Origin of the sequence: Burkholderia sp. Bp8998 (assembly GCF_003854235.1) — a bacterium.
GTDB lineage: Bacteria > Pseudomonadota > Gammaproteobacteria > Burkholderiales > Burkholderiaceae > Burkholderia.
In genome coordinates this window covers 1-25,165 of sequence record NZ_QTQF01000044.1, presented here as the reverse complement: position 1 = coordinate 25,165, position 25,165 = coordinate 1, and the positions used below count along the sequence as shown (strand labels likewise).

The window sequence follows — 25,165 nt, the reverse complement described above, 5'->3', positions numbered from 1 at the left end:
CGGTACATACCGACCATTCGCCGATTCATCTCGGTCTTGCGCTGCATGTGTTCGATCGCGTGATATGCGCACGCCAGCGGTCGAACGCAGTGCAGTGGAGCAGCAGAATCTTATTGCCGTGCGGTGAGGTCCTGGCCTTGCGGTATCCGCCTCTTGATTTTCGAGATCGTGTGGACCTTCACCTGGCCTGCCCATGGCCCATCGATTGTCCGCAGATCCGCGGCCACGGGATGCGCGAAGCCAAGCTCATCGCTAAGCCTCGAAAGTGCCGCGGCGTAATCGAGAGACAAGTTGGTGACAAGCACGTCGTCATCGCGGAAGACCAGGCTATTCGACCAAAGGAGACCTATGGGCGCCCCCTTGCGATCGATTCCGCCGAAATCGCCGAGCTTTGCAATCACTCGCCCCTGTGTCGGCTCGAGTACGACAATCTCGTTGGACTGGTTGCATGCAATCCAGATGTTGTCGTGCTCGTCGATGATCAGGCCGTCGGGCCCGCCGCCGACGCGATTGACGAAGACCTCGGGCGTGCCAGGTTCAAGCGCCAAGCCGGTCACCGGTATTTTCACGATCGTGTCGTTCGATGTGTTGGCGACGAACAGCGCCGTCCGCTCCTTGTTGAACGCGAGACCATTCGCGCCGATGTGCGGCGCTGGCCTTGTCGGACTGAGCAGTGGGCTTTTGACCCATGCCAACCCTTCGCCGCCGCCTGGTCCGGTTTTCCAGATGATGCCCTGGTGGGAGTCGGTGACGTACACGTTGCCGGCGGCATCGAACGTCATCCCGTCAAGGCCGGGATTCTTGCCCGTGACCGTCATGAATACCGCTGAGACACCCGTATCGGGATCGACGCTCAAAACCTTCCCATACTGATAATCGATGACGAGCAACTTGCCGGTCTGCGGATTGAAACCGACATCGAGCAATAGCCGGCTTGAGCCCTTGATGCGGACAGTCCGTAGGTGCTCGCCCTGTGGGTCGAACACAATGAGCGTTCCCTCACTCGTCAAAGGCTTGTTCGCCGCGACCGTCACGACGTAGACGTTGCCGTCATGGTCCAGGGCGATCCCCTCAGGATGCGCCTCGCCAGGGGGCAACGTGGCAAATGTTTCGACCTTGCCGCGCTCCCAGGCCTTCGCGGCGAACGGCGTCGTCAACAACGCCAGCAGTATCAGTACCGTTTTGACCATGCCCGTTCTCATCTTGCAGTCTCCAAAGTTTGGGAAGCTGTAATGCATCGGATTATTCGATCGTGTCCGCCCCATTCATGCGAGCACCCTCATCGGCTGTAGAGGCCGGTCAGGGTGGCCACGGCGAGCGTGTTCTGGTGGATCACGAAGCGCACCACCGCGTTGGGCGCGTTGGCTGGCAAATCAAGCTTCGGCACACGCAGCGCGTGCACGGTGAAGATATAGCGGTGCGCCGGCAAGCCCTTGGGTGGGCAGGGGCCGCCGTAGCCGGCGGTACCGTAGTCGTTGGTGGCCTGAGTGCCACTGGCGCCGAGGTCAGCGGCGTCGGTGGAGCCTGCACCGGCGGCAAGCTGCGTGACGGACGAATCGATATCGAACAGAATCCAGTGCCAGAAGCCGCTGCCGGTGGGTGCGTCCGGGTCGTACAGCGTCAGCGCGAAACTCCTGGTTTCTTCCGGCGCGCCGTTCCATTGCAGGGCGGGTGAATTGTTCTGACCGCTGCCATCGAAGCCATTGAACTCATGCACCCGGTGCAGCCGTTCCAGATCCTTGAATTCAGGCGATATTACTGTGAAGTTCTTCACGCCATTTCCTTTGAAAACTCAGTTTTACAATTTGGATGTCTAACCGTTTATCTCGCCACGCGACACGTTCGGCCGCTGACGATGACACGTTTCCATCTATCGCGATGTTTCCGTCATGCGGACGGTCGGCAATAACCCGGGCACAGGCGTCGCCCATTTCTGCCGGATTGCCGCGCAGCGTCGCTCCGCCATTGACCCGCAGGTCCTGCCCCCTGGATTCCGTTTGCCTCGCGCCGTGCGCGTCAATACGACTTCGGCAGCCCGAGCGCCTGCTCGGCCACGTAGCACAATGCGAGCTCCTGCGTCACCGGTGCGAGCAGCGACAGCACGCTTTCGCGCAAGCCGCGCTCGACGTGGTACTCCTTCGCGTAGCCATAGCCGCCGTGCGTGCGCACCGCGCGCAACGACGTCTCGAAACTGGCCTCCGCCGCCAGGTACTTGGCCGCCGTGGCCTCGACACCGCAGGGCTTGTCGGCGTCATAGAGCGCCGCCGCCTTCCACATCAGCAGTTCGGCCGATTGAAGGCGCATCCAGCATTCCGCCAGTGGATGCTGAATCGCCTGGTTCTTGCCGATCGGGTGGCCGAACACGACGCGTTCCTTGGCATAGTCCGTGGCCCGCGCCAACGCTGTCTCGGCGGCGCCGAGCGCGGCAGCCGCGACGAGGATGCGCTCCGGGTTCAGCCCGTGCAGGAGGTACCTGAAACCCTGGCCTTCCTCTCCGATGCGATCCTCGACCGGGATTTCCAGCCCGTCGATAAACAGTTCATTCGAGTCCACCGCCTTGCGCGCCATCTTCTCGATCTCGCAGATACGCAAATGCGAACGATCGATGTCGGTGTAGAACAGCGTCACGCCGTCCATCGGCCGCGCGCATGCCTCGATCGGCGTCGTGCGGGCCACGAGCAGTATCTTGTTCGCTTGCTGGGCGGTCGAAGTCCAGACTTTCTGGCCGTGGACGATGTAGCGGTCGCCCGCGCGGCGGGCGGAGGTTCTGACGCGTGTGGTGTCGGACCCGACGTCGGGTTCGGTCACACCGAAGCAGGCGCGATCCGAACCGTCGATCAGCGGCGGCAGCATGCGCCGCTTTTGCGCCTCGCTGCCGAACACGACCACCGGCTGCGGGCCGAACAGGTTCAGGTGGACTGACGACACCGCCGCCGAACCGAGCTTGCCGACCGTACGCATCACCATCGCGGCCGCCGAGATGCCGAGGCCGGCGCCGCCATGTTCTCTTGGCATGGTCACGCCAAACCACCCGCCGCGGGCAACGGCATCGCAGAATTCGCTGGGCCAGCGTCCATCGCGGTCGCGCTGGAGCCAATAATCGGCGCCGAAGTCGGCGCAAAGCGCGTCGACGGCGTCGCGAATCGCAAGCTGGTCGTCGGAAAAATCGAAATTCACGCGGGGAACTCCTGCAACATGCCGGTGGGAACGTCGACCGGCATGTCGAGCAGCATCTGCGCCATGCCCTTGCCGAGCGGGTCGTTACGCATCGATGCCATGCCGCCGCCGCCCAATGCCCGCTCGCAGACGAGATTGATGGCATGGATGCCGGGCAGTTCGTAACGTTGGACCGGCCCCTGCACCAGATGGCCGAGGTACGTCGCGACCCGCTCTGACGTCACCTGGTCTCTTAGCACCGGCAGCAGGGCCGGATGCCGCGCGATGAGACCAATGTTGGAAATGTCGCCCTTGTCGCCGCTGCGTCCGAGCGCGATTCTCAACAGCGGCACGGTCTGGCGTGGGCCGGCAGGCAGCGCACCTTCGATAGGCGCCAGCGGTTCTCGCGCGACCTGCGGTTGCGGTGGCGGCAGCGTCACCGTGAAGGTCGTGTCGCCGAGCGTGACCGTCGGCGTCACTTGCTCCTTCGGCATGAGCCAGGCGAACTGCCGCAGCACCGGCGACACCGAGGGACGGCCACCCGCACCGGTCGTGCCGGGTGACCAGGATGTCCCTGGTGCGGCCAACTCGCGGCTGAACATCTGCAGTGCACGCCGGTCGGCATGCGTCACCGTCAGGCGCAACACGACTTCGCGCGTCGGCAACGGGCGCGCATGGGGCCCGTAGGCCGACTCCGTGCCGAGCAGCTCGATATGGGTGCCCAGGAAATCCGTGAACCCACACTCACGCAGCAGCAACCGGCCTCGCTCGAGCAGCGCCTCGCCCGTGCGCCTCGCCTTGGCTGCAGCGTCGATTCCGATGATGGTAAGTTGTCCTGAAACCTTGAAGCCCGCCGACGCAGTGGCGCTGACCTTGTAGGTGTCAGTCGGTGGCCGGCCGCGCGCGCCGGTCACGAGCACGCGATGCGGCCCGGTCTGTTCGATGCGCACGTGTCGAAAGTCGCAGGTCACGTCCGGAAGCAGATAACTGGCCGGATCGCCGATCTCGTACAGCAGTTGCTCACCGACGGTCGCGGGCGTGACGAGGCCGCCGGTGTCCGTTGGCTTGGTGACGACAAAACTACCGTCTTCGTGGCACTCGACGATCGGATAGCCGATGTTCGCCCAGTCCGGCACGCTGGCCCAGTCGGTGTGCAGGCCGCCCGTCGCCTGGCAGCCGCATTCGATGATGTGGCCGGCCAGACTGCCGCTGGCGAGCCGGTCGAAGTCGTCGGCCGCCCAGCCGAATTCATGCATCAGCACGCCCAGGGTGACAGCGCTATCGACGCAGCGCCCGGTGATCACGATGTCGGCGCCCGCGGCCAGAGCCTGCGCGACGGGCAGTGCCCCGAGATAGGCATTGGCCGACACCAACCGCTCCGGCATCGGTTCGCCGCTGGACATTTCGATGGCGCCGGCCGCCCGCATCGCGTCGGCGAGCGCAAGTACGTCGTCGCCTTCGACGATCGCGACGCGCACCGGTACGCCAAGTTCGTCGGCCAGCGCCTGCACCGCTGTCGCGCAGCCCTTCGGGTTCACGCCGCCCGCGTTGCTGACGATGCGAATGCCCTGCTCGACCGCCTGCTTCAGCACCGAGCGCAGCGCCACTGTGACGAAGTCGATGGCGTAGCCTTCCTCCGGTCGCTTCGCCCGCGCGCCGGCGAGGATCGACATGGTGAGCTCGGCGAGATAGTCGAACACCAGGTAATCGATGCCCCCGCAGCGCACCAGTTGCGCCGGCCCGAGGCTGCTATCGCCCCAGAAGCCCGAGGCGCCGCCGATGCGCACGACCTTGCCCGGCATCGAGAATGTCATTTTCCCGTCCATTGCGGTTTCCTTTTTTCCTTGAATGCAGCCACGCCCTCGCGCGCGTCCCGGGTTAGTGCCAGCAGGCCGAGCTGCCCTTCGCCGAACGCGATCGCCTCTTCGAAGGACATCGAACGCATCGCCTTCATCGCATACATGCCGCGCCGCAGCGCGGTGGGCGAGTTGGCGAGCAGCCGCGACAGCAGGCGCTCGAGCGCGGCATCGAGGTCGTCGGCCACCTCATTCACCAGACCGATCTCGCGTGCCCGCGCCGCGTCGATGGGCTCGCCCGTCAGACACAGCTGCGCCAGGCAGCGTTGCGGCAGCTGAGCCTGCAGAACGGCGAGCACCTGCATCGGGAACACGCCTACCTTCGCCTCCGGCAGGCCGAATGTGGCATGCCGGGCGGTGATCGCGAGATCGCACATGGCAAGCAGGCCCATGCCGCCGGCCATGCAGGCGCCGTTGACGCGCGCGACGAGCGGCACGTTCAGCGTGCGGGCCGTGCGCAGCAGATTGGCATAGGCGCTGGTCGGCATGGCGTAGTCGAACGCGAACGCATCCCCGCCGAGGTCGGCGCCGGCACAGAACGCGTCGTCGCCTGCGCCGCTGAGCACCACAGCGCGAATCGTCTCGTCCGATCGGGCGCAATCAAGCGCATCCTCCAAGGTTCCGATCACTTCCGCGTTGAGTGCATTTCGGCGCTCCGGGCGGTCGATGGTGAGCATTAGCCGCCCATCCTGCCGGCTGACGTGCACGAGCTCGCTCATGCTTCGACTCCCGTTGACTCGCTACACGCCGCCACTTGCGTCACTCCCGCCTGTACCATCTCGCGGATCTGCTGGGGCGAGTAGCCGGCTTCGGCCAGCACTTGCGCGCTGTGCTCGCCAAGCAAAGGCGGCGGGCGCAGGGGCGGCAGCGGCGTTTGCGGCCATTCGCTGGGCACCGCCAGGGTTCGCAGCACGCCCTCCGTGGGATGTTCGAGCTGCTGAAAGAACCCGATGTCCTGCAGGTGCGGATCGTCGAGCAGCGACTCGAAGGTGTGTGCCGACAATACCGGAATGCCGAGCGGTTCCAGCAGTTCGCGCCATTGCTGCGTAGTCTTGGTTTTCAGCGCATCAGAGAGGATCTGGTACAACGCCTCGACATGCTGCGTGCGCGTTTCACCATCGGCAAACCGCGGGTCGCTCTCAAACCGCTCGGCCTCGCCGATCACGCGCATGAAGGCTTTCCACTGTTCGTCGGTGTAGACGACGAGGCACACGAGGCCGTCGTGCGTGGCGTACGGCCTGCGCTGCGGGTTGAGCAGTCGCGGATAACCGAAGCCGCCGCGCGGCGGGACGAACGTGTGGCCGTACAGATGGTCGCCCAGCATCATCTGCGCGGTCGTTTCGAACATCGGCACGTCGACCGCCTGGCCGCGGCCGGTGCGTTCGCGCGCGAACAGCGCCGCGCAGATCACACCGAACGCGTACAGGCCCGTCGCCCGGTCGGAGAGATTGAGCGGAGCATAGCGCGGCATGTCCGAACCGGCCCGTACGCTGGCTTCGGGGATGGCGACTGCCGCCTGGATCAGGTCGTCGAAGGCGCGCATGTCCGCATAGCGGCCGCGCTGGCTGAAACCGAACGTGCCAACATAAATCAGTCGCGGGTTCACCTGCCGCAGCACGTCGTAGTCGAGCCCGAGGCGCGTCATCGCCTGCGGCCGCACGTTGTAGACCAGCGCGTCGGCCGTCTGCGCCAGCTTCAGCAGCGCCTCCTTGCCTTCGGGGCGCTTCAGATCCAGCACGATGCTGCGCTTGTTGCGGTTCAGGTTGAGGAACAGCGGGCCAGCGCCCGCGCGCCCGCCAGGACCGGTGGCGCGCAGCATGTCGCCGCCGGGGGGCTCGACCTTGATCACATCGGCGCCAAGGTCGGCCAGCATCTGTGTGGCCGAAGGTCCCATGACGACCTCGGTGATATCGACAATGCGCAAGCCCGCGAGCGGTCCGCCTTGGTCGGAGTCGTTTTTCATCTGGCCCGTGCTCCTCTTTTCGGTCAGTAACCGGCTACGTCGGCACCATTGCCGCGGATGTAGGGCACCGGCCCGATGTCGCGCACCGCCGAGAGCGCTTCGATCGCGTACCGCATCGAGACCGCATCATTGAGCGAATGGAACGTGCCGTCCTCGTTGAAACTGACTTGCGCGCCCTCGATCCAGGCAATGGTGATGGTGTCCTCGGTGTTGTCCGCGGGGGTGTAGAACGTATGCACCGAGCCGCCAGGCTCGTACAGATAGGAGCCCGCAGTCTGCGGCTGGTCGGGGTACTCGCGATACATCCAGCGGCCCTGGATCGTCCACACCTGCGCCGTACCGGTGTGGTAGTGAATCGGCAGCGAGCAGCCAGGTTCCAGGATGGCCATGATGACCCATTCGCCGCGCTCCAGATCCAGGCGCAGCGGCCTGATGTGGATGCCCGGGAAGACATCCTTGATCAGCGGAATCTGCTCGATGTTGACGGTCAGGAGCTTGTCCTGCGGCAGAGCGGGCAGCGGCAGCGGGGCGCCGGTGGACGTGGCGGGCTGCGAGAGAATCCGTGCGTTCATCTGTTGTCTCCGATGGTGGGTGAAGGTAAAGCCGTGGGTGGAACGCGCCCTTTGACAAGGAAGCCGGACGCAGGCTGCTGCGGCAACGAGCGCAGGGAGGCGGCCGCCCCGCGCGGAACAAACAGGAAATCGCCCGGGGCGAGACCGAAGGCCTGCCCGTCGACACACGCATCGATTCGTCCGCTTTCCACGTAGAGAACCTGCTCGGCGTCCGGCTCCGTGCCGCAGGCCGATACGCTGCCGGCGCTCATGCGCAGCGCAGCAATGTCGACCCAGCGCGCGCCAACGGTCTCCCGGTCGATAAGGGGAACGGTGCCCGTTGCGGCGTCCCCGACGGCAATCACGCGCACCTCGCCGTGGCCGCTCGTGCCGGACGCGCCGTCGGGTTCCGTGACCGTGTGCGCCGGGTTCTCGCCATAGGGTGGCGTATAGACGACCAGCACCCGCCCGGGCTGCTCGCTCGTCACGCGAAACGAATGGAACACGCCTGCCGGAACGTAGGCCCAGGTTCCGCGCTCCATCGCTTCCACGCGACCCTCCGCCCCAGACTCGCCGGTTCCCTCGATCATGTACGCGCATTGCTCCAGGTGGGGATGCGCGTGCGGCCGCGCACCGTGCGATTTCACGATCGTGCCGATCAGCACTTCGAGCGCCGTCGCGCCGACGGTCTCGGGACCAATCACGCGCACATTGGAGGTGCCGGTATGGTTGGCCGGCGCGTAGGCGGCAAGGTCTGCCGCGCGGATCACGCGAGGTATGGGCTTCATTGGGGCTGGCACCATGTGGTCTTCATCGCCGGGCCGGTTGCCTGCGCCGCCATGAAGCCGGAAGCGATAGGGTTGGTCGGATAAGGAGCCGCCACCCTTGCTTGCGAGGTGAGCAAGGCGGCAGCGAGGAGGAAATGGTTCCGCATGCGCTTCGAACTCCTTCGAGGACTTAACTTCGGAGAATTGAACCTAAATGCCTAATGTTAGTAGTTTAGGTATGCGAAAAATGACGTCAAGTACGGGCTTACCCGACAGTCGCGGACTTATCCGACAGTGCGTCGCTGAGGCTCGGTGATTTCGGGCGCGGTTTTCAGGGCGGAAGCCGGGAGGTCGATCTCGGAGACGTAGCGGTCGCCTCGATACCAGGCGGCACCGGCGTACAGCACGTTGCCTTTACCGTCAACCAGGCGCCGCGAGATCTTCGCGACGGGCGACGCAAACGGAATCTTCAGCATGTCGCATAGAGGAAAATCCGCGGGCATCACGGCCATGCGTTGCCGCAAGCGTTTGCAGCGCGGGCCCAGTTGGTCGAGCACCGCGGCAAGCAGTTTGCGCTTCCTCGCGGTGTCCTGGGGCAGTGATTCGAATACCCAAATGGGCAGATAGATTTCGGTGTAGCAGAATGGCTCGCCGGAATACGAGTGAAGCTTGCGAACACACACGTAGTCGTCGACCGCCCGGTCATCGGGTCCGAGCAGCTCGTGCGGCACCTTGGTGCCGTGCCGGACTTCGAGTATCTCGAAGACGAGCGCCTGCGGCGCGGCGAAGGGGTTGTTGATTACCTGCTCGAAGTCGCCCGTGGTGGCGGGCAGCGCTGTAACGTGGGTCCCGACGCCCCGCTGGCTGCGGACCAACCCTTCCTTGGAAAGCAGCTCGTATGCTTGCCGAACGGTCACGACGGCGACGCCGAGATCGTCTGCAAGCTGCGTGATCGGCGGCAGCTGCGTGCCGAGCGGGTAATCACCCTTTGCTATGCGGTGCCGCAGCAGGGACGCCAGCCGCTGATACTGTGCAACGCCGCGCTCAGCCGGCAACTCCAGCCGCGCGGCCCCAATGGGTCGCTCTTCCTTCATCGCATAAATCCTATTCAACCAATTTTGGAAGTATATGCCTGTGATGAGGCTGGCGTCCGCTCGCGTTCCAGCTACAGATCCTACGGCGGCGGCCTCCGGGATTCGTTAATGGCGACGCTCTCCATGCCCTTCTCGGCCATCGCTCTGAGCGCGGCGTCCAGCTTGCGGGCACGGGTCTCCCGCTTGCGGCGCGCGCGCTTCGGCACACTCGCCTGCTGATCATTTCACACGCCGTGCGTGACACCCGTCGCCCGTCACCCCGCCCTACCGGCTCACGTCTTCGGCAATCCCGGCGGATTGGTCTGCGAACGGTCGATCGCCTCCGCATCGAGACTCCAGCGGCTGAGTACGTTCCGGTAGCTGCCGTTCGCGATCAACGCATTGATCGAGAGCGTCAGCGGATCGGCACGGCCGTGTTCTCGACGAGCGGATTGTTCCGCGCGTCGTAAATCCCGAGGTAAACACCGGGATGCGAGAGCAGCACTTCGTGAAACACCGCCGGCATCGCCCGAATGTTCCGTGCCGAACCGCTTGCGTGAGCCAACTGCAAAAACTGACTCAGTTTGCCGCTGATTTCGGTGTCATCGCGCCGCTGCAGTTCAGTCGACAGGGATCGATACAGGTAAGCGGCAGAGAGCGCAAACGCAATACCGGCGACGATGGCGAAGGCGACCGTCAGCCGCGTGAGCAGCGAGTAAGGCGCCGCGTTTTCCGTCATGAACGGTCCTCGAGCACGTACCCCATGCCCCGGATGGTGTGGATCAGTTTCTTGTCGTACGAATTGTCGACTTTGGCGCGCAGGCGCATGATCGCGGCGTCGACGACATTCGTGTCGCTGTCGAAGTTCATGTCCCAAATCTGCGAGATGATGAAAGTACGTGTCAGAACCTCACCTTCCCGCTCAGCCAGGAGTTGCAGCAACGCGAACTCCTGCGCGGTCAGCTCGATGCAATTGTCACCGCGACGCACGCGCCGCTTGAGCAGGTCGATCTCCATGTCGGCGACGAGCAGGATGTCCCGGGCGGTCCTTGGTGCGCGCCGTAGCAACGAGCGAATCCGGGCGAGAAATTCCGCATAGGCGAACGGTTTGAGCAGATAGTCGTCCGCGCCGAGCTCAAACCATGTCCTCGATTGCTTCGCGGGCAGTCAGCAGCAGCACGGGCGTTTGCTTTTCCGCACGGAGGCGCTTGAGCACCTCGAATCTGTTCAGCTCCGGGCGCATGACGTCGAGCACGACGAGGTCAAAATTTTCATGCAGCGCGAGGAACAATCCGATCTTGCCGTTCTCGGCAACATCGACGGTGTAGTCATCAAGCAATCACGATCGACACCGTTCCGCATCCCCCGCGAGCAGCGCGTTCAGCACCCGCGCGTCGGCCAACCGGTCCAGCGACAGGCACGTGTCGCTCAACGCATCGGCCTGCGCATGCTCGAGCGCCATGCCTGCCAGCGCGCGATACTTCGCCAGCAGCGCCGTATCGGACAGCGGATTGCGCCGATCGCCGAGCGCGATCGGCACGTGACGCGATTCCCGCCGTCCGTCCGCGCGCTGCAGGATCACGGCCGGCTCGTCGAGATCGCGCAGCGCCGGATCGACCTCGATCGCGATACGCGCGAGCAACGCCGTGACGCGCGAATTCGTACGCCGGTCGTCGCGATACACGCCGATCCCCGTGTCGCCGTACGCGAGTGCCGCCGCCACCGCGTACGGCAGGCTCATTTGCGCCGACGACAGCGTCGACAGGTCGCGCCCGCCGCACATCCGGGCCACGAACGCGCTCGCCCGCACGACCACCCGCTCGATCTCGCCGGCCTCGAACGTGCGGCCGTCCGCAAGCTGCAGTGCCGCGTCGACCGCCGCATGCGCGCTGCGGCACGACGCGTGGGGCTTGATCGAGCAGCGCATCAGTTTCCAGTGCGCGCCGAGGCCGTTGGTCAGTGCGTCGGGCGCTTGCGATTGCGCGGCGAACGTGTTGAAGAAGCCACCCCATACGTCATCGAACACCCTGGCCGGGCCGCTCACCCCTTCGCGTGCCAGCAGCGCCGCGAGCACGCCGCCTTCCGCGGCCCGGCCGGCATGCAGCCGTTTCGTCTGCGAGCCGTCGTGGATGAAGCCCCACAGACCACCGGAGAAACTTGCCGCATGCCCGAGCGCGTCGCGCGTGCGCGCGGCGTCGAGCCCGAGCACGCGTGCGCTCGCGGCCGCCGCGCCGAACACGCCGCAACTGAGTGTCGAGTGCCAGCCGGCACCGTTGTGGGCCGCGTAGCCGCCGGCGGCTTCCAGCACGCGCCGGCCGACGTCGTAGCCGAGCACGATTGCGGTCACGCATTCCCGGCCGGTCACGGGGCGGCCGGCGCACGACAGCGCGGCGAGCACGGCCGGCAGCACGACGGCACCCGAATGATCGCAGCCGCCGGCATCGTCGAGCTCGAGCGCGTGTGCGGCGATCCCGTTGACGAACGCGGCGTCGCGCGCCCCTGCCCTGCACTGCGTGCCCCACAGCGACGCGCCGCCGTGCGCGACGGCGCCGATGAGCGCACGCGCGCTGCGCGTCTCGACGGCCGAGGTTCCAGCCAGGGCGGCACCGAACGTATCGAGCACATGACGCGTCGCCTTTGCGACGACCTCGTCAGGCACGGCGGCGGCAGGCGTGTGCGCGACGAACGTCGCGAGCCGGGTGGCGCGCGTTTCGGGATCCATCGTCATCGCGCCGACTCCTCAGAGACGCAGCGCGCAAATACATCGACCGGATGGCCCGGCTCGTTGGCGCTCACGTGCTCGCGCCACCAGCGCGCGACGTCACGCCCGGTCGCAAACCAGACGTCGCCCGCGTCGCGCAGGTGCTCGAGCAACGCACGCAGCAGGTCGATCCGCCCCACCGTGCCGATGATCTCCGGATGCAGGCGCAGCACGCAGCACAGCCCGAAGCGCCGAAACCCGTCGACGTCGCGCCGCCAGTTGTCGAGCACGTCACGGTACGCGGCGATGCGCGGCTGACCGGCCGGCACCGGCGGCGACAGGTTGAACTCGAAGTACGGCTCGTCCTCGAGTTCGTAGTGCAGCGGCAGCTCGACGAGCCGCGGGTCGTTTTCGTTCGTGCGTCCGTCGCCGCGCGGATGCAGGTACGGCAAGTCGTCGCCGCGCCACGACGACGACCACGTGAAGCCTTCCGCCACGAGAAAGTCCGCAAAGCCGTCGGCCCAGTTGCCCGTGAACGAGCGAAAGCCTTCTGCGCGATGTCCGGTCGCGTCCGCGAGCGCGGCCCGCCCGGCACGGCACGCATCGATCTGCGCGGCAAGCGGCAGCGCGTCGAAATCCTCGCAGCGAAAACCGCTCACGCCGAGCTCGTGCCCGGCGGCAGCGATCGCCCGCACGGCGTCGCCATGCGTCTGCGCGACGCGGCCCGGCACGAACCAGCTCGTCGGCACGCTGAATTCGTCGAACGCCGCGAGCAGCCGGTCGACGCCGCGCGTCGCGCCGTAGCGCCACACCGACAGCGATTTTTCCCGGCCGACGATGCGCGGCTCGCGTGTCTGGATGCCATGAATGTCGTTGAAGTCGACCGTGATCGCGACCGCGCATCGCGCGCCGCCCGGCCAGGCACGAGGTGTGTTCACGGGGTGCTCCGGTGCGTGGGTTGCGCGCCGCGCGCGTGCTGCGCGAGCCACCAGTCGGCCACGTCGCGGCAGCGCGCGAACCACACGCCATCCTGCGCGCACATGTGGCCGAGCCAGGCCTCCAGCAGCGCGATGCGCCCCGGCTTCCCGCAGACTTTCGGATGAAGCAGCGTCGTCAGGCACAGCCCTTCGCGGTAGATGCCGTCGAATTCGCGCGTCCAGTTGTCGAGCGTCGCCGCGTAGCCGGCGATCCGGTCGAGCCCGGCCGGATAGTCGGGGTTGCGGTGATAGGCAAGCGACGCGTAATCGTCGGTCTCCCAGCGGCCGGGAATCTCGACGAGCGGCGCTTCGCCGTCCGCGCCGGGCAGCAGGTACGGACGGTCGTCGCCGCGCATCGAGCTCGAATAGCGCACGCCCGCTTCGCGCAGCACCGCCACGGTCGCCTCGCTCCAGTCGCCGGACGGCGTGCGGAACCCGACCGGCCGCACCCCGAGCGTGCGGGCGAAGACGTCGGCCGACTGCGCCATGATCTCGCGCTGCCGCCCCGGCTCGAGCGTCCAGAACGCTTCGTGCCGGACACCGTGATAACCGATCTCGTGGCCTCGCTCGACGATCGCCGCGCATTGGTCGGGCCAGGTCCGCGCGACCCACGCGGGCACGAAGAACGTCGCGGGCAGGCCGAACGACGCAAGCATGTCGAGCAACCGCCCGAGCGCGCGCCACGGCCCGTAGCTGCCGAGCGTGAAATACGCCGGATTGCGCCAGATCGACCCGTTCAGCATCGCGTCGCCGGTCGGGCCGTCGAGATCGAACGCGAGCGCGACGCACGCGCGCTTCGCGTCCGGCCAGCGGGGAGCCAGGTCCGTCATCGCTCGCTCAGTGGGTGCCGTTGACCATCGCCTTCGCCACCGCATGCTCCTGGAGCCCCCACTTCGCGAGCAGCTTCTGGTACGAGCCGTCCGCGATCAGCTGGTTGAGCGCCGTCGTCAGCGCGCCGCTCAGCGCGGTGTTGCTCTTCGCGACGCCGATGCCCGTGTATTGCGACAGGAACGGCTTGCCGACCGGCGCATACGCGTTCTGCTCGAGGCTGTTCTGGTACGGCAGCGTCTCGCCGCCCTGCACGGCCGCGTCGATGCGGTTCTGGCGCAACTGCATCCGCGCGTCCGACGAGCCGTCGGTGCCGACGACGATGATCGCCGGCTTGCCGGCCTTCACGCAGTTCTCGGCGCTCCACGCGGTGGTGTTGTCGGGGAACGACGTGCGCCGGCTCGAGCCGACGCGCTTGCCGCACAGCGCGCCCATCTGCGCGAACTCGCCCGCGCGTGTCTTCAGCGTATAGAACTGCGGGCCGGTCTCGATGTAGTCGACGAAGGTCACCGCGTCGCGGCGCGTCGGCAGGTCGGTCATGCCGGACAGGATCATGTCGACGCGCTGCGTCGCGACCGCGCTCATCATCTGGTCGAAGCTCGTTTCGACCCAGTTCAGTTTCGCGCCCATCTTCGCGGCGAGCGCCTCGCCGAGATCGACGTCGAAGCCGGCCAGCTTGTCGGTCGCCGGATCCTTGTATTCGAACGGCGGGTAGTTCGGCACGATCGCGACGTTCAGCGTGCGTTTCGCGCTCGCGGCTTGCGCGGCGGCGAACGATGCATGAAATGCGAGTGCGCCGAATGCGACGGCGGCCAGCGTGCGGGTCAGGACGGATGCTTTCATGGGTGTCGCCTTGTCATGGTGGAGTAATGGGGACTACGCCGCGCTCGTCGACGGCTCGGTCGTTGGGGCGCTGCAAAACGGGGCGCCCGGCCCGGTCATGCAATCACGGCGGAGATGAACTCGCGCGTGCGCGCGTGGGTCGGCGCGGACAGCACCTGGTCGGGCGGCCCGCTCTCGACGATCCGGCCGCCGTCCATGAAGACGACGCGGTCGGCCACCTCGCGCGCGAACCCGAGCTCGTGCGTGACGACGATCATCGTCATCCCGCTCTTCGCGAGATCGCGCATCACGGCCAGCACTTCGCCGACGAGTTCGGGGTCCAGCGCCGACGTCGGTTCGTCGAACAGGATCAGCTGCGGATGCATCGCGAGCGCCCGCGCGATCGCGACGCGCTGCTGCTGGCCGCCGGACAGCTCGACCGGAAACGCGTCGCACTTGTGCGCGAGCCCGACGCGCGCGAGCAGTGCGCGCGCTTCCTCCTCCGCCTGCGCGCGGCGGCGCTTGAGCACCTGCACCGGGCCTTCGATCACGTTCTCGAGCGCGGTCTTGTGCGGAAACAGGTTGAAGCGCTGGAACACCATGCTCGTGGCCAGCCGCTGGCGCGCGACCTGGCGCTCCGACAGCTCGTGGAGCCGGTCGCCGGCGCGGCGGTAGCCGGCCAGTTCGCCGTTGACCCACAGCGCGCCGGCGCTGATCGTCTCGAGCTGGTTGATGCAGCGCAGGAACGTGCTTTTGCCCGAGCCCGACGGCCCGATGATGCACAGCACTTCGCCCGGCGCGACGTCGAGCGTGATGCCGTGCAGCGCCTGGAAATCGCCGTACGACTTGCGTACGTCGACCGCGCGAACGACCGCGTTCGTCATGACGTTCTCCCGATGGTTGAGGGTCGTGTCGTTCATTTGCGGCCCGCCGCCCGGCCCGCGCCGCGCGCGAAACGCCGCTCGACGCGCGCCTGCGCGAGCGACAGCACGGTGACGACCGCGAGATACCAGATGCCCGCGACGATCAGCAGCTCGATCACGCGGGCGTTCGCGTAATAGATGTTCTGCGCGTTGTGCAGCATCTCCGCGTACTGCACGACGCTCGCCAGCGACGTCAGCTTGACCATGCCGATCAGCTCGTTGCCGATCGGCGGCACGATCACGCGCATCGCCTGCGGCAGGATGATCCGGCGCAGCGCCTGCAGGCGCGCCATGCCGATCGATTTCGCGGCCTCGTACTGGCCGGTGTCGACCGACAGCAGCCCCGCCCGCACGACTTCCGACGTATAGGCGCCCTGGTTGATGCCGAGCCCGAGCACCGCCGCGAGGAACGGCGTCATCACGTCGACGGTCCGGTATGCGGCGATGCCCGGGATGCCGAGCGTCGGAAACACCAGCGCGAGGTTGAACCACAGCAGCAGTTGCAGGATCACCGGCGTGCCGCGGAACAACCAGATGTAACCCTGCGCGATCGCGCCGAGCACCGGGTTCGACGACAGCCGCATCACCGCGGTGACGACCCCGAGCACGACGCCGAGCGTCATCGCGAGGATGGTCATCACGATCGTGTTGACGAGCCCCGTCAGGATCGAGTGTGCGGTCAGGAACTGGCCGACGACACGCCATTCGATCTGTCCGCGCGCGAACGCGACCGCCACGTAGGCAAGCGCGGCAATGATCGCGATCGACGCGACATAGCGGCCCCAGTAGCGCCGGCGCACGCGCACGAGCCCGGCGAGATCGTCCGCCGCGCGGGCGGCCGGCTGCGGTGTGCCGTCGAGACGGCTCGATTCGGATGCGCTCAGCATGACGGCCCCCGGTAGTCGGCCGCCCAGGCGGCCTGGCGTTCGATCGCGTCGCTCAGGCGGCCGATCTGCTCGCGCACGCGCGCGGGTGACGTGCCGCCCGCACCGCCGCGGGCGGCGACGGCCGCGTCGAGCGTCAGATGCGCGCGCACCGCGGGCGCGAGGCGCGTGTCGACGGCCTGCAGCTGTTCCGCGCTCGCGTCGGCCAGCTCGATGCCGTCCCGCTCGCACGCGCGCACCAGCGCGCCGGTGATCTCGTGCGCCTCGCTGAACGGCACGCCCGTCAGCGCGAGCCAGTCCGCGACCTCGGTCGCGAGCGTGAAGCCGAGCGGCGCCTGGCGACGCATCTCGTCGACGTTTACGCGCATCGTGCGGATCATCCCCGCCATCGCGGGCAGCACGAGTTCGAGCGTGTCGATCGAATCGAACGCCGCGATCTTGTCTTCCGCGAGATCGCGGTTGTACGCGAGCGGCAGAGACTTCAGCGTCGCGAGCAGGCCCGTCAGGTTGCCGATCAGGCGCCCTGCCTTGCCGCGCGTGAGCTCCGCGATGTCCGGGTTCTTCTTCTGCGGCATGATCGAGCTGCCCGTCGCGTAGCCGTCGTCGAGTTCCACCCAGCGGAATTGCCGCGACGTCCACAGGATCACTTCTTCCGACAGCCGGGACAGGTTCACGGCCAGCATGCTCGTCACGAACACGAATTCGGCGACGTGATCGCGCGCGGCCACCGCGTCGATCGAGTTCTCGCACGGCGCGTCGTAACCAAGCTCCTGCGCGGACAGCTCGGGCCGCACGCAGATCGCCGAGCCCGCGAGCGCGGCCGCGCCGAGCGGCGAGCGCGCGGCGCGGCGGTCCCAGTCGACCAGGCGGTCGGCGTCGCGATACAGCGACTGCGCGTGCGCGAGCAACTGATGGCCGAACACGATCGGCTGCGCCGGCTGCAGGTGGGTGAATCCGGCGGTTACCGTGTCGACGTGCCGGCTCGCCTGGCCGATCAACGCATCCTGCAGGTCGAGCACGCCGCGCACGAGCTGGCGCGCCTTGTCGCGCAGGTACAGGCGCAGGTCGTTCGCCGCCTGGTCGTTGCGCGAGCGCCCGGCGCGCAGCTTGCCGCCCAGCGCCGGCAGCCGCTGCGTGAGCACGCGCTCGAGGAAGGTGTGCACGTCCTCGTCGGCGAGCGACGGCGCGATCGCAGCGGCCGCGTAGTCGCGCGCGATGCCGTCCATGGCGGCCAGCAGTTGCGCGAGTTCGTCGTCGTTCACGATGCCGGCGCGATTCAGTTCGCGCGCATGGGCGCGGGAGCCCGCCAGGTCGTACGGCACGAGGCGGAAGAAACTCGGATCGGAGCGCGACAGGTTCTGCAGCGCGTCGGACGGTTTCGACTGGAAGCGGCCGCCCCACAGGCGCTCGATCGGTTCGGTAAGGCTCATTGCGGTCGACCTCGACTCGGTTGGATTGCCCTCACTGTAGGCATTCAATTTTTTTTGTTGTAGCGAGAAATTGAATCCGCTTTAATGAAATTTTTCTCAGCACCGTCGCCCGCGACGTGCCCGCCGATGCGCAACCGCCTGCCTCCGCTGAACCCGCTTCGCGCATTCGAGGCCGCCGCCCGGCGCGGCAGCGTGTCGGCCGCCGCCGACGAACTGCACGTGACCGCGAGCGCGGTCAGCCACCAGATCCGGATTCTCGAGAGCACGCTCGGCGTCGCGCTATTCGTCAGATCAAAAGCACGCGTGAAGCTCACGCCCGAAGGCGAGGCGTTGCTGGAACCGGTCGGCGCCGCGTTCGACATGATCGCGAACGCCACCGTCAGGCTCGATTCGCCGGCGGCCGCCGGCGATCTCGTCGTGTCGACCCCGCTGTCGCTGACGTCGCGCTGGCTCGCCCGGCACATCGGCGATTTTCTCGAGCGCTATCCGGGGATCCACCTGAAAGTGATTCCGTCGAACGACGATCGCGAGACCTATTCGCCCGACGTCGACGTCTGCATTCGCTACGGGGAAGGCAACTGGCGGAACCGGCGCGTCGAGCTGCTCGCGCATCCGGCGCTGTTCCCGGTCGTGAGCCCGGCGTTGATGAACGGGCCCGATGCGATCCGCAAGGTGCAGGATCTCGCGGGACGCACGCTGTTCTGCGAGCACGCGGGCTCGTGGATGCGCTGGCTGGCCGAAGCGAACGCGGACAAGCTGCCGGGCATCCGCATTCTGGAAATCGGCAACGCGCACATCGGCGTCGAAGCCGCGGTGCACGGGCAAGGCGTCGCGCTCGGCGACAGCCTCTCCGTACGCGACGACCTGCTCGACGGCACGCTCGTGCGGCCGTTCAGCGCGGCGGTGCCGTCGCGTCATGCGTACTATCTGGTCACGCGTCACGAGCTGGCCGATTCGCCGCTCGTGACCGCGTTCACGACGTGGCTGCGCGCGCGCCTGGCGTGACGCGCGAGCGCGCGGCAGCAGGCGGATTCAGGTAACGAGACGCGCCAGGTCGTCCCATACCATCACGATGTTGTGCGATCGCCAGATCGGCCCCGGATCGACGAATTCGCCTGCCAGGCGGCCGTCGAGCGATGCATAAAAGGCGAGCGCGGCGTCGTTGCCCTTGACGACACTCAACGCCGCGCCGCGATACCGCATCGTCTGCAAATGCGTTGCGAGTCGCGCAAGCAGCGCGCGGCCGATGCCGCGCCGCTTGAATTCGGGGTCGACATACAGGAACTTGATCTCGCCACGGCCGCCGAAGATCGGCTCCGACGGCGCGCCGGCCGCGCCGATGCCGACGATCGTGCCGTCGATTTCCGCCACGAGCACCAGCTGGTCGCCATCGTTCGACGCGAGCTTGTCCCGCCATGTCCTGCCGCGATAGCGCTCGTCGAGGACGGCATGCGCTTGCGCCGGCGCGAGCGCGCGATAGGTATGCCGCCAGACCTTGACGTGAAAATCGGCGATCGCCTGCGCATCGTCGAGGCTGGCGGAGCGGATGGATAGTCCGGACATGGAAGCGTCTCTCGGGCGGCTTGGCGCGCGCGGGCGCGGCGCACTCGCCGGATTGTCGACGATCCGGGCGACGATGTCAGCACCCCGCCGGCACGGCGAATCAGCGCGCCACGGCTTCCGTGTTCCGGACGCTGCCCAGGAACCGCGTCAACTCCACCGTCTGCGGCCGCTCGAAGATGTCTTCTGCCGTGCCGCTCTCCCACACCCTGCCCTGGTGCATGAACACGATCCTGTCGCTCACCGCACGCGCGAAGTTCATCTCGTGCGTGACCATGATCAGCGTCATGTCCTCGCGCGCGAGCTGCTCGACGACGCCCAGCACCTCGCCGACGAGCTCGGGATCGAGCGCCGACGTGATTTCGTCGCACAGCAGCACGCTCGGCTTCATCGCGAGCGCCCGCGCGATCGCGACGCGCTGCTGCTGGCCGCCGGACAGCTGCTCCGGAAACGCGTCGAACTTGTCGCCGAGGCCGACGCGCTCGAGCATCAGCTCCGCGATCGCGCGCGCCTGCTGGCGGTGCGCCTTCTTCACGACCGACTGCGCGAGCATCACGTTCTGCCCGGCGCTCAGATGCGGAAACAGGTTGTATTGCTGGAACACCATGCCGACCTTGAGCCGCAGCGCACGCAGGTCCGCGTGCCGTGCATCGACGCTTTCGCCGTCGATCGAGATCGTGCCCGCGTCGATGCTCTCGAGCCCGTTGAGCGTGCGCAGCAGCGTGCTCTTGCCCGAGCCGCTGCGGCCGATGATCGAGACGACCTGCCCGCGCTCGACGGCGAAATCGATGCCCTTGAGCACATGATGGGTGCCGAAGTTCTTTTCGAGACCACGGGTTTCAACGAGCGGCATGCCATCTCCTTTGCAACGTGCGCGCGTAACGGGTAAGCGGATAACAGAGTGCGAAATAGATCAGCGCGACGAGGCCGTACACGACGAACGGCCGGAACGTCGCGTTCGAGATCGCGGTGCCGACCTTCGTCAGCTCCGTGAAGCCGATGATCGACACCAGCGCCGTGTCCTTCACGGCCTGCACGCCGAAGCCGACGGTCGGCGCGATCGCGATGCGCGCGGCCTGCGGCAGGATCACGTGCCGCAACTGCTCGACGTAGCTCATGGCCAGGCTCGCCGATGCCTCCCACTGCCCTTTCGGCACCGCCTCGACGCAGCCGCGCCAGATTTCCGCGAGATACGCGCTGGTGAAGAACGTGAGCCCTGCGGTGGCCGCGACCCATGGAGGCACGTCGAGACCGACGAGCGGCAGGCCGAAGAACACGATGAACAATTGCATCAGCAACGGGGTGCCCTGGAATACCTCGATATACAGCTTGGCGGCGCCGCGCAGCACCTTCGAGCCCGACACGCGCATCACCAGCAGCCCGAGGCCGACGAGGCCGCCGGACAGGAACGACACGATCGACAGCACGATCGTCCAGCGCGCGGCCAGCAGCAGATTCGCGAGAATCTGCCCGAACGTGAAATCGGTCATCGCGCACCTCGCACGCGACGGGAGAACAGGCGGCGCCCCATCGAGCCGAGCGTCGCGCGCAGCAGCAGCGCCATCGCCAGATAGGCGAGCGTGATCACGAAGTACGTCTCGAACGCGCGGAAGTTGCGCGACTGGATGTAGCCGGCCGCATAAGTCAGGTCGGCCACCGAGATCTGCGACACGACCGCCGAACCGAGCATCGTGATCACGATCTGGCTCGACAGCGCGGGAAACACCTTGGCGAGCGCCTGCGGCAGCACGACGTGGCGCAGCATCTGCGCGCGCGACATCGCCAGCGCGGACGCCGCTTCCAGATGCCCTTTCGGCACGGCGGCGACGCCCGCACGCACGATCTCGACCGAGTACGCGCCGAGATTGAGCGTCATCGCGAGGATCGCGGCCGTGTATTCGCCGATGTGCACGCCGAGCGCCGGCAAGCCGAAAAAGAGGAAGAACAGCTGGACGACGAACGGCGTGTTGCGAACCGCCTCGACGTACGCGCCGATCAGCGGGCGCAGCCGCACGGCCGCGGGCGCGTCGGCGCTGTACGCGGCCGCGCCGAGCACGCCGACCGCCACGCCGAGTGCGGTCGCGACCGCGGTCAGCGCGAGCGTGATCGCCGCGCCGCTCGCGAACACGCCGGCGTAATCGGCGAGCTCGCCGAATTGAAGCTGGTAGCTCATGGGAAGTGGGTAGATTCGGGTTCGGACAACGACACCCGCCGCGCCGTGGGTGCCGGCCGCGGCAAGGTATCAGGCGACACTGCGATCCGTCACAGTCCGGCCGGCAACGGCTGGCCGAGCCACTTCCTCGACATCGCGCCCAGCGTGCCGTCCTGCTTCGCATGCGCGATCGTGTCGTCGATCTTCGCGAGCAGGCGCGGCTCGTTCTTGTTGACGCCGACGAAGCACGGCGAATTCTTGATCACGAACTTGACCTCGGGGCGGCGCGGCGGATTCTTCGCGAGAATCGCCGCCGCGACGATGTTGCCGGCGGCGATCAGCTGCACTTGCCCCGACAGGAATGCCTGGATCGTCGCGTTGTTGTCCTCGAAGCGCTTGATCGTCGCGTTCGGCGCGAGTTGCGACAGCGCGATCTCCTCGAGCGCGCCGCGGGTAGCGCCGACCGTCTTGCCGGTCAGGTCGGCGGGCGTGCTCACCTTCATGTCGGACGGCCCGAACACGCCCTGGAAATACGGTGCGTATGCGCTCGAGAAGTCGATGACCTTCTCGCGCTCCGGCGTCTTGCCGAGCGACGAGATCACCATGTCGACCTTGTTGGTCGTCAGGTACGGAATCCGGTTCGCACTGTTGACGGGCACCAGCTTCAGCTTCACGCCGAGCGATTTGGCGAGCAGTTCGGCCATGTCGATGTCATAGCCCTGCGGCTGCATGTCCGTACCGACCGAGCCGAACGGCGGATAGTCTTCGGGCACCGCGACGCGCAGCGCGCCGTTTTTCGCGATGGTGTCGAGCGCGTCGGCTTGCGCCGGCGCGGCAGCGAACAGCGCCATCACGGGGGCTGCGATCAGCGCAGCCAGCCAGGTGCGGCGGGGGAACGGTCGAGTCGTCGGGCTCACGGTGAATCTTCCTTGTCTGGTATGTCGTCGGGCGATGCGCAACCGTTGCGCGGCCAGGGCTACTCCAGCAAAAACCGGGCCATCGCCGTGAAATGCTTGCCGCACCGGCACCGGACGGAAATTCCGGCGGACCGGATTCCCCATTTCGGTGCATGAGCCGGCGCCGGCCGCAGCGGTTGCCCATCCGCAGCGCGCGCCGACGCACCAAATTAACCAACTGGTTCATTCCGCGAATCGGGGTCTGGCGTAACCGATGCTCGCCGGTTCCCGACCTCCGGCGTCGCTCACGCGGTGCAAGGCGATTGCCGGGCGGCGTGATGGCGATGGCCCGTATGCACGGATTCGAACAGGACCAGTCGAAATTTGCATGCTGTTTGTGATCGGAATTACGGCTGAATACGTTCGCGACGTACCGTGCCGTTCGCCACGATCGGCGAACCGCGATCAGGACGACCCTGCGCGCTGCAGCGCGCCGGGTCCTGGGTACCGGTGGTCCCGGTCGTATCGCGATCGGGATGAATCCAATCACGTTAGTGCACGAGGACGCAGCCATGGCATCGATTCCCGAACCGTCGACCACGGGTGAAACCGACAAACGCAGCTGGCTCGAATCGCACGAAGCCGGTTATCACAAGACCCTCGGCAATCGACAGGTGCAGATGATCGCGATCGGCGGGGCCATCGGCACCGGGTTGTTTCTCGGGGCCGGTGCCCGGCTGCAGGCTGCCGGACCGTCGCTCGCGATCGTCTATCTGGTGTGCGGCGCGTTTTCGTTCCTGATCCTGCGCGCGCTCGGCGAACTCGTGATGCATCGCCCCAGCAGCGGCAGCTTCGTGTCGTATGCCCGCGAATTCCTCGGCGAGAAGGCATCGTTCGTCGCAGGCTGGATGTACTTCCTGAACTGGGCGATGACCGGCATCGTCGACATCACCGCGGTCGCGCTCTACATGCATTACTGGGCGCCGTTCGCGGGCGTGCCGCAGTGGATCTTCGCGCTCGTCGCGCTCTGCATCGTCGCGACGATGAACCTGATCGGCGTGAAGTGGTTCGCGGAGATGGAGTTCTGGTTCGCGCTGGTCAAGGTCGCCGCGATCGTGCTGTTTCTCGTGATCGGTTCGGTGATCCTCGGCACGGGCGTGCCGGTCGCCGGCCACGACACCGGCATGCATCTGATCACCGACAACGGCGGGTTCTTTCCGCACGGACTGATGCCGGCGCTGGTGCTGGTGCAGGGGGTGGTGTTCGCGTTCGCGGGCGTCGAACTGGTCGGCACGGCCGCCGGCGAATGCAAGGACGCGCGCAAGGTGCTGCCGCGTGCGATCAACAACGTGATCTGGCGCATCGCGATCTTCTACGTCGCGTCGGTCGTGCTGCTGGTCTGCCTGCTGCCGTGGAGCGCGTACAAGGCGGGCCAGAGCCCGTTCGTCACGTTCTTCGGCGCGCTCGGCGTGCCGGGGATCGGCTCGGTGATGAACCTGGTGGTGCTGACGGCGGCGCTGTCGAGCCTCAACTCGGGCCTGTATTCGACCGGGCGCGTGTTGCGTTCGCTGTCGATGGGCGGCTCGGCCCCCGCGTTCCTCGCGCGGATGAGCGCGCAATCGGTGCCGTACGCGGGCATCCTCGTGACGGTCGCGATCTACGTCGTTGGCGTGCTGCTCAACTATCTCGTGCCGTCGAGCGTGTTCGAGATCGTGCTGAACATCGCGTCGCTCGGCATCATCAGCACGTGGGGCTTCATCGTCGTGTGCCAGATGAAGTTCCGCGCCGCGGTCCGCCGCGGCGAGGTGGACGACGTGTCGTTCAGGATGCCGGGCGCGCCCGTGACATCGTGGCTCACGCTGCTGTTCCTCCTCGGCGTGCTGGTGCTGATGGCATTCGACTACCCGAACGGTACGTGGACGATCGCGTCGATCCCGCTGGTCGCACTGCTGCTCGTGGCCGGCTGGAAGTGGCTGAGCCGCCGCGCGCGCCGCGCGTTGCTCAAGCCGACGATTCCGTCGGTCACGCTCACGCAGAACGTGCTCGAGAAGGGAGACGACTGACACCGCGCGCTACGCGAGTCGGCGACCGTGCCGGCAAGTCGTATCGAGCGCGGGTCGACCCGCGCTCGCGCGCATGACGTCAATGATGCACGTACAACCGTTGCGCCGCCGCATGGCCCGGGACCGCAGCCCCGGCGTCGCCGCCTGCCGCCGGTGCCGGCCCATAGCCCGATGCATCGGCTTGCTGCGTCGATTCCGACGACCGGAGGCGTGCCTCGGCCTGCTGGATCGATTGCGGATAGTGAATGTCCTTGCGGGCCGGGTTGTAACCGGCCTGCTCGACCTGCACGATCTGCGCGCACTTCTGCCCGGGTCGGGCTGCTGTTCGATTGCGCTGCCGATGCGAACGCGGGGACGATGACTGCCGCCAGCATGATGGTACGGATAACGAATTTCATGATCCTGACCTCCTGTGAACAGGGTCGGCATCCGAGAACACCTCTTCCGCCATGGAGACAGGATGCCCCGCTCAAGCTGAAGGCAATGTTAGACAGTATGACTCCGCGTGGCAGGGGCTGGCCTCTCGTGAGGAATCAAACGTGGGTTAGCATTTCTGCCAGAGC

The 25,165-nt window shown here is 66.7% G+C and carries 24 protein-coding genes and 2 pseudogenes; 2 read left to right on the top strand and 24 right to left on the bottom strand.

Annotated elements, in window-relative coordinates:
• Nucleotides 1–110: 110 nt before the first annotated feature.
• The 18 genes and pseudogenes from DIE06_RS31515 to argH form a co-directional block, all read right to left on the bottom strand.
• On the bottom strand, nucleotides 111–1,202 hold the full coding sequence (locus DIE06_RS31515) for an SMP-30/gluconolactonase/LRE family protein (RefSeq protein ID WP_260433834.1): 1,092 nt from the start codon (nucleotides 1,200–1,202) through the stop codon (nucleotides 111–113).
• Between the two features lie 77 nt (nucleotides 1,203–1,279).
• A complete protein-coding gene (locus tag DIE06_RS31510; protein WP_124664776.1) occupies nucleotides 1,280–1,774 on the bottom strand; it encodes a YbhB/YbcL family Raf kinase inhibitor-like protein in 495 nt (164 codons plus the stop codon).
• 242 nt (nucleotides 1,775–2,016) lie between these two features.
• Nucleotides 2,017–3,177 (bottom strand): acyl-CoA dehydrogenase family protein, encoded by a 1,161-nt coding sequence (locus DIE06_RS31505; protein WP_124664775.1) that lies wholly within the window; start codon nucleotides 3,175–3,177, stop codon nucleotides 2,017–2,019.
• Entirely contained in the window at nucleotides 3,174–4,982 is a 1,809-nt protein-coding gene (locus tag DIE06_RS31500) for an acyclic terpene utilization AtuA family protein (RefSeq protein ID WP_124664774.1), read from the bottom strand. The genes DIE06_RS31505 and DIE06_RS31500 overlap by 4 nt, the downstream gene beginning before the upstream one ends.
• A complete protein-coding gene (locus DIE06_RS31495; RefSeq protein WP_124664773.1) occupies nucleotides 4,967–5,731 on the bottom strand; it encodes an enoyl-CoA hydratase-related protein in 765 nt (254 codons plus the stop codon). The genes DIE06_RS31500 and DIE06_RS31495 overlap by 16 nt, the downstream gene beginning before the upstream one ends.
• Nucleotides 5,728–6,975, bottom strand: a complete 1,248-nt coding sequence (locus tag DIE06_RS31490; RefSeq protein WP_124664772.1) for a CaiB/BaiF CoA-transferase family protein — start codon at nucleotides 6,973–6,975, stop codon at nucleotides 5,728–5,730. The genes DIE06_RS31495 and DIE06_RS31490 overlap by 4 nt, the downstream gene beginning before the upstream one ends.
• 23 nt (nucleotides 6,976–6,998) lie before the next feature.
• Nucleotides 6,999–7,547: a 2,4'-dihydroxyacetophenone dioxygenase family protein gene (locus DIE06_RS31485; RefSeq protein ID WP_124664771.1), complete on the bottom strand. Its 549-nt coding sequence runs from the start codon at nucleotides 7,545–7,547 to the stop codon at nucleotides 6,999–7,001.
• The gene (locus tag DIE06_RS38725; protein WP_221624076.1) at nucleotides 7,544–8,314 is read right to left on the bottom strand and encodes a cupin domain-containing protein; all 771 of its coding nucleotides are present in this window, start codon (nucleotides 8,312–8,314) and stop codon (nucleotides 7,544–7,546) included. The genes DIE06_RS31485 and DIE06_RS38725 overlap by 4 nt, the downstream gene beginning before the upstream one ends.
• 263 nt (nucleotides 8,315–8,577) lie before the next feature.
• Nucleotides 8,578–9,387 carry a GntR family transcriptional regulator gene (locus DIE06_RS31475; protein ID WP_124664770.1) on the bottom strand — a complete coding sequence of 270 codons (810 nt, stop codon included), beginning with the start codon at nucleotides 9,385–9,387 and terminating at the stop codon, nucleotides 8,578–8,580.
• 412 nt (nucleotides 9,388–9,799) lie between these two features.
• Nucleotides 9,800–10,105, bottom strand: a pseudogene (locus tag DIE06_RS31460) (two-component sensor histidine kinase); the annotation flags it as partial.
• A pseudogene (locus tag DIE06_RS31455) lies at nucleotides 10,102–10,705 on the bottom strand (winged helix-turn-helix domain-containing protein). The pseudogenes DIE06_RS31455 and DIE06_RS31460, both read right to left, overlap by 4 nt.
• Complete coding sequence (locus DIE06_RS31450; protein ID WP_124664769.1) at nucleotides 10,706–12,094, bottom strand: MmgE/PrpD family protein; 1,389 nt, start codon at nucleotides 12,092–12,094, stop codon at nucleotides 10,706–10,708.
• Nucleotides 12,091–13,005, bottom strand: coding sequence for a polysaccharide deacetylase (locus DIE06_RS31445; RefSeq protein WP_124664768.1), 915 nt, complete (start codon nucleotides 13,003–13,005; stop codon nucleotides 12,091–12,093). Before DIE06_RS31445 ends, DIE06_RS31450 begins: the two co-directional genes overlap by 4 nt.
• Nucleotides 13,002–13,874, bottom strand: coding sequence for a polysaccharide deacetylase (locus tag DIE06_RS31440; RefSeq protein WP_124664767.1), 873 nt, complete (start codon nucleotides 13,872–13,874; stop codon nucleotides 13,002–13,004). Before DIE06_RS31440 ends, DIE06_RS31445 begins: the two co-directional genes overlap by 4 nt.
• 7 nt (nucleotides 13,875–13,881) lie before the next feature.
• Nucleotides 13,882–14,715 (bottom strand): ABC transporter substrate-binding protein, encoded by an 834-nt coding sequence (locus DIE06_RS31435; protein ID WP_124664766.1) that lies wholly within the window; start codon nucleotides 14,713–14,715, stop codon nucleotides 13,882–13,884.
• A 95-nt stretch (nucleotides 14,716–14,810) separates the two neighbouring features.
• Entirely contained in the window at nucleotides 14,811–15,614 is an 804-nt protein-coding gene (locus tag DIE06_RS31430; protein ID WP_124664765.1) for an amino acid ABC transporter ATP-binding protein, read from the bottom strand.
• Nucleotides 15,611–16,504: an amino acid ABC transporter permease gene (locus DIE06_RS31425; RefSeq protein ID WP_124664764.1), complete on the bottom strand. Its 894-nt coding sequence runs from the start codon at nucleotides 16,502–16,504 to the stop codon at nucleotides 15,611–15,613. Before DIE06_RS31425 ends, DIE06_RS31430 begins: the two co-directional genes overlap by 4 nt.
• Nucleotides 16,498–17,931 carry an argininosuccinate lyase gene (gene argH / locus DIE06_RS31420; RefSeq protein WP_124664763.1) on the bottom strand — a complete coding sequence of 478 codons (1,434 nt, stop codon included), beginning with the start codon at nucleotides 17,929–17,931 and terminating at the stop codon, nucleotides 16,498–16,500. The genes DIE06_RS31425 and argH overlap by 7 nt, the downstream gene beginning before the upstream one ends.
• A gap of 126 nt (nucleotides 17,932–18,057) precedes the next feature.
• Here argH and gcvA point away from each other — a divergent pair, with 126 nt between their 5' ends.
• Nucleotides 18,058–18,936 carry a transcriptional regulator GcvA gene (gene gcvA / locus DIE06_RS31415; RefSeq protein WP_124664802.1) on the top strand — a complete coding sequence of 293 codons (879 nt, stop codon included), beginning with the start codon at nucleotides 18,058–18,060 and terminating at the stop codon, nucleotides 18,934–18,936.
• Nucleotides 18,937–18,963: 27 nt separating this feature from the next.
• Here gcvA and DIE06_RS31410 read toward each other — a convergent pair whose 3' ends face one another.
• From DIE06_RS31410 to DIE06_RS31390, 5 genes are all read right to left on the bottom strand, one after another.
• The gene (locus tag DIE06_RS31410) at nucleotides 18,964–19,494 is read right to left on the bottom strand and encodes a GNAT family N-acetyltransferase (protein WP_124664762.1); all 531 of its coding nucleotides are present in this window, start codon (nucleotides 19,492–19,494) and stop codon (nucleotides 18,964–18,966) included.
• Nucleotides 19,495–19,594: 100 nt separating this feature from the next.
• Entirely contained in the window at nucleotides 19,595–20,344 is a 750-nt protein-coding gene (locus DIE06_RS31405; RefSeq protein WP_124664761.1) for an amino acid ABC transporter ATP-binding protein, read from the bottom strand.
• The gene (locus DIE06_RS31400) at nucleotides 20,331–20,981 is read right to left on the bottom strand and encodes an amino acid ABC transporter permease (protein ID WP_124664760.1); all 651 of its coding nucleotides are present in this window, start codon (nucleotides 20,979–20,981) and stop codon (nucleotides 20,331–20,333) included. Before DIE06_RS31400 ends, DIE06_RS31405 begins: the two co-directional genes overlap by 14 nt.
• Nucleotides 20,978–21,664, bottom strand: coding sequence for an amino acid ABC transporter permease (locus tag DIE06_RS31395; protein ID WP_124664759.1), 687 nt, complete (start codon nucleotides 21,662–21,664; stop codon nucleotides 20,978–20,980). Before DIE06_RS31395 ends, DIE06_RS31400 begins: the two co-directional genes overlap by 4 nt.
• A gap of 89 nt (nucleotides 21,665–21,753) precedes the next feature.
• Nucleotides 21,754–22,560: a transporter substrate-binding domain-containing protein gene (locus DIE06_RS31390; protein WP_124664758.1), complete on the bottom strand. Its 807-nt coding sequence runs from the start codon at nucleotides 22,558–22,560 to the stop codon at nucleotides 21,754–21,756.
• Between the two features lie 551 nt (nucleotides 22,561–23,111).
• Between DIE06_RS31390 and ansP the strand changes: the two genes are divergently transcribed.
• Nucleotides 23,112–24,602 (top strand): L-asparagine permease, encoded by a 1,491-nt coding sequence (ansP, locus tag DIE06_RS31385; protein ID WP_124664757.1) that lies wholly within the window; start codon nucleotides 23,112–23,114, stop codon nucleotides 24,600–24,602.
• A gap of 79 nt (nucleotides 24,603–24,681) precedes the next feature.
• Here the strand turns inward: ansP and DIE06_RS31380 are convergent, their stop codons facing one another.
• Nucleotides 24,682–24,891, bottom strand: coding sequence for a hypothetical protein (locus DIE06_RS31380; RefSeq protein ID WP_260433833.1), 210 nt, complete (start codon nucleotides 24,889–24,891; stop codon nucleotides 24,682–24,684).
• Between the last annotated feature and the right edge of the window lie 274 nt (nucleotides 24,892–25,165).

Bases quoted from the DNA above. Each gene is read 5' to 3' on its own strand.
- DIE06_RS31515 (WP_260433834.1), bottom strand. From the start codon at position 1,202: ATGAGAACGGGCATGGTCAAAACGGTACTGATACTGCTGGCGTTGTTG.
- DIE06_RS31500 (WP_124664774.1), bottom strand. From the start codon at position 4,982: ATGGACGGGAAAATGACATTCTCGATGCCGGGCAAGGTCGTGCGCATC.
- DIE06_RS31495 (WP_124664773.1), bottom strand. From the start codon at position 5,731: ATGAGCGAGCTCGTGCACGTCAGCCGGCAGGATGGGCGGCTAATGCTC.
- DIE06_RS31490 (WP_124664772.1), bottom strand. From the start codon at position 6,975: ATGAAAAACGACTCCGACCAAGGCGGACCGCTCGCGGGCTTGCGCATT.
- DIE06_RS31485 (WP_124664771.1), bottom strand. From the start codon at position 7,547: ATGAACGCACGGATTCTCTCGCAGCCCGCCACGTCCACCGGCGCCCCG.
- DIE06_RS38725 (WP_221624076.1), bottom strand. From the start codon at position 8,314: ATGAAGCCCATACCTCGCGTGATCCGCGCGGCAGACCTTGCCGCCTAC.
- DIE06_RS31475 (WP_124664770.1), bottom strand. From the start codon at position 9,387: ATGAAGGAAGAGCGACCCATTGGGGCCGCGCGGCTGGAGTTGCCGGCT.
- DIE06_RS31450 (WP_124664769.1), bottom strand. From the start codon at position 12,094: ATGACGATGGATCCCGAAACGCGCGCCACCCGGCTCGCGACGTTCGTC.
- DIE06_RS31440 (WP_124664767.1), bottom strand. From the start codon at position 13,874: ATGACGGACCTGGCTCCCCGCTGGCCGGACGCGAAGCGCGCGTGCGTC.
- DIE06_RS31435 (WP_124664766.1), bottom strand. From the start codon at position 14,715: ATGAAAGCATCCGTCCTGACCCGCACGCTGGCCGCCGTCGCATTCGGC.
- DIE06_RS31430 (WP_124664765.1), bottom strand. From the start codon at position 15,614: ATGAACGACACGACCCTCAACCATCGGGAGAACGTCATGACGAACGCG.
- DIE06_RS31425 (WP_124664764.1), bottom strand. From the start codon at position 16,504: ATGCTGAGCGCATCCGAATCGAGCCGTCTCGACGGCACACCGCAGCCG.
- argH (WP_124664763.1), bottom strand. From the start codon at position 17,931: ATGAGCCTTACCGAACCGATCGAGCGCCTGTGGGGCGGCCGCTTCCAG.
- gcvA (WP_124664802.1), top strand. From the start codon at position 18,058: ATGCGCAACCGCCTGCCTCCGCTGAACCCGCTTCGCGCATTCGAGGCC.
- DIE06_RS31410 (WP_124664762.1), bottom strand. From the start codon at position 19,494: ATGTCCGGACTATCCATCCGCTCCGCCAGCCTCGACGATGCGCAGGCG.
- DIE06_RS31405 (WP_124664761.1), bottom strand. From the start codon at position 20,344: ATGCCGCTCGTTGAAACCCGTGGTCTCGAAAAGAACTTCGGCACCCAT.
- DIE06_RS31400 (WP_124664760.1), bottom strand. From the start codon at position 20,981: ATGACCGATTTCACGTTCGGGCAGATTCTCGCGAATCTGCTGCTGGCC.
- DIE06_RS31395 (WP_124664759.1), bottom strand. From the start codon at position 21,664: ATGAGCTACCAGCTTCAATTCGGCGAGCTCGCCGATTACGCCGGCGTG.
- ansP (WP_124664757.1), top strand. From the start codon at position 23,112: ATGGCATCGATTCCCGAACCGTCGACCACGGGTGAAACCGACAAACGC.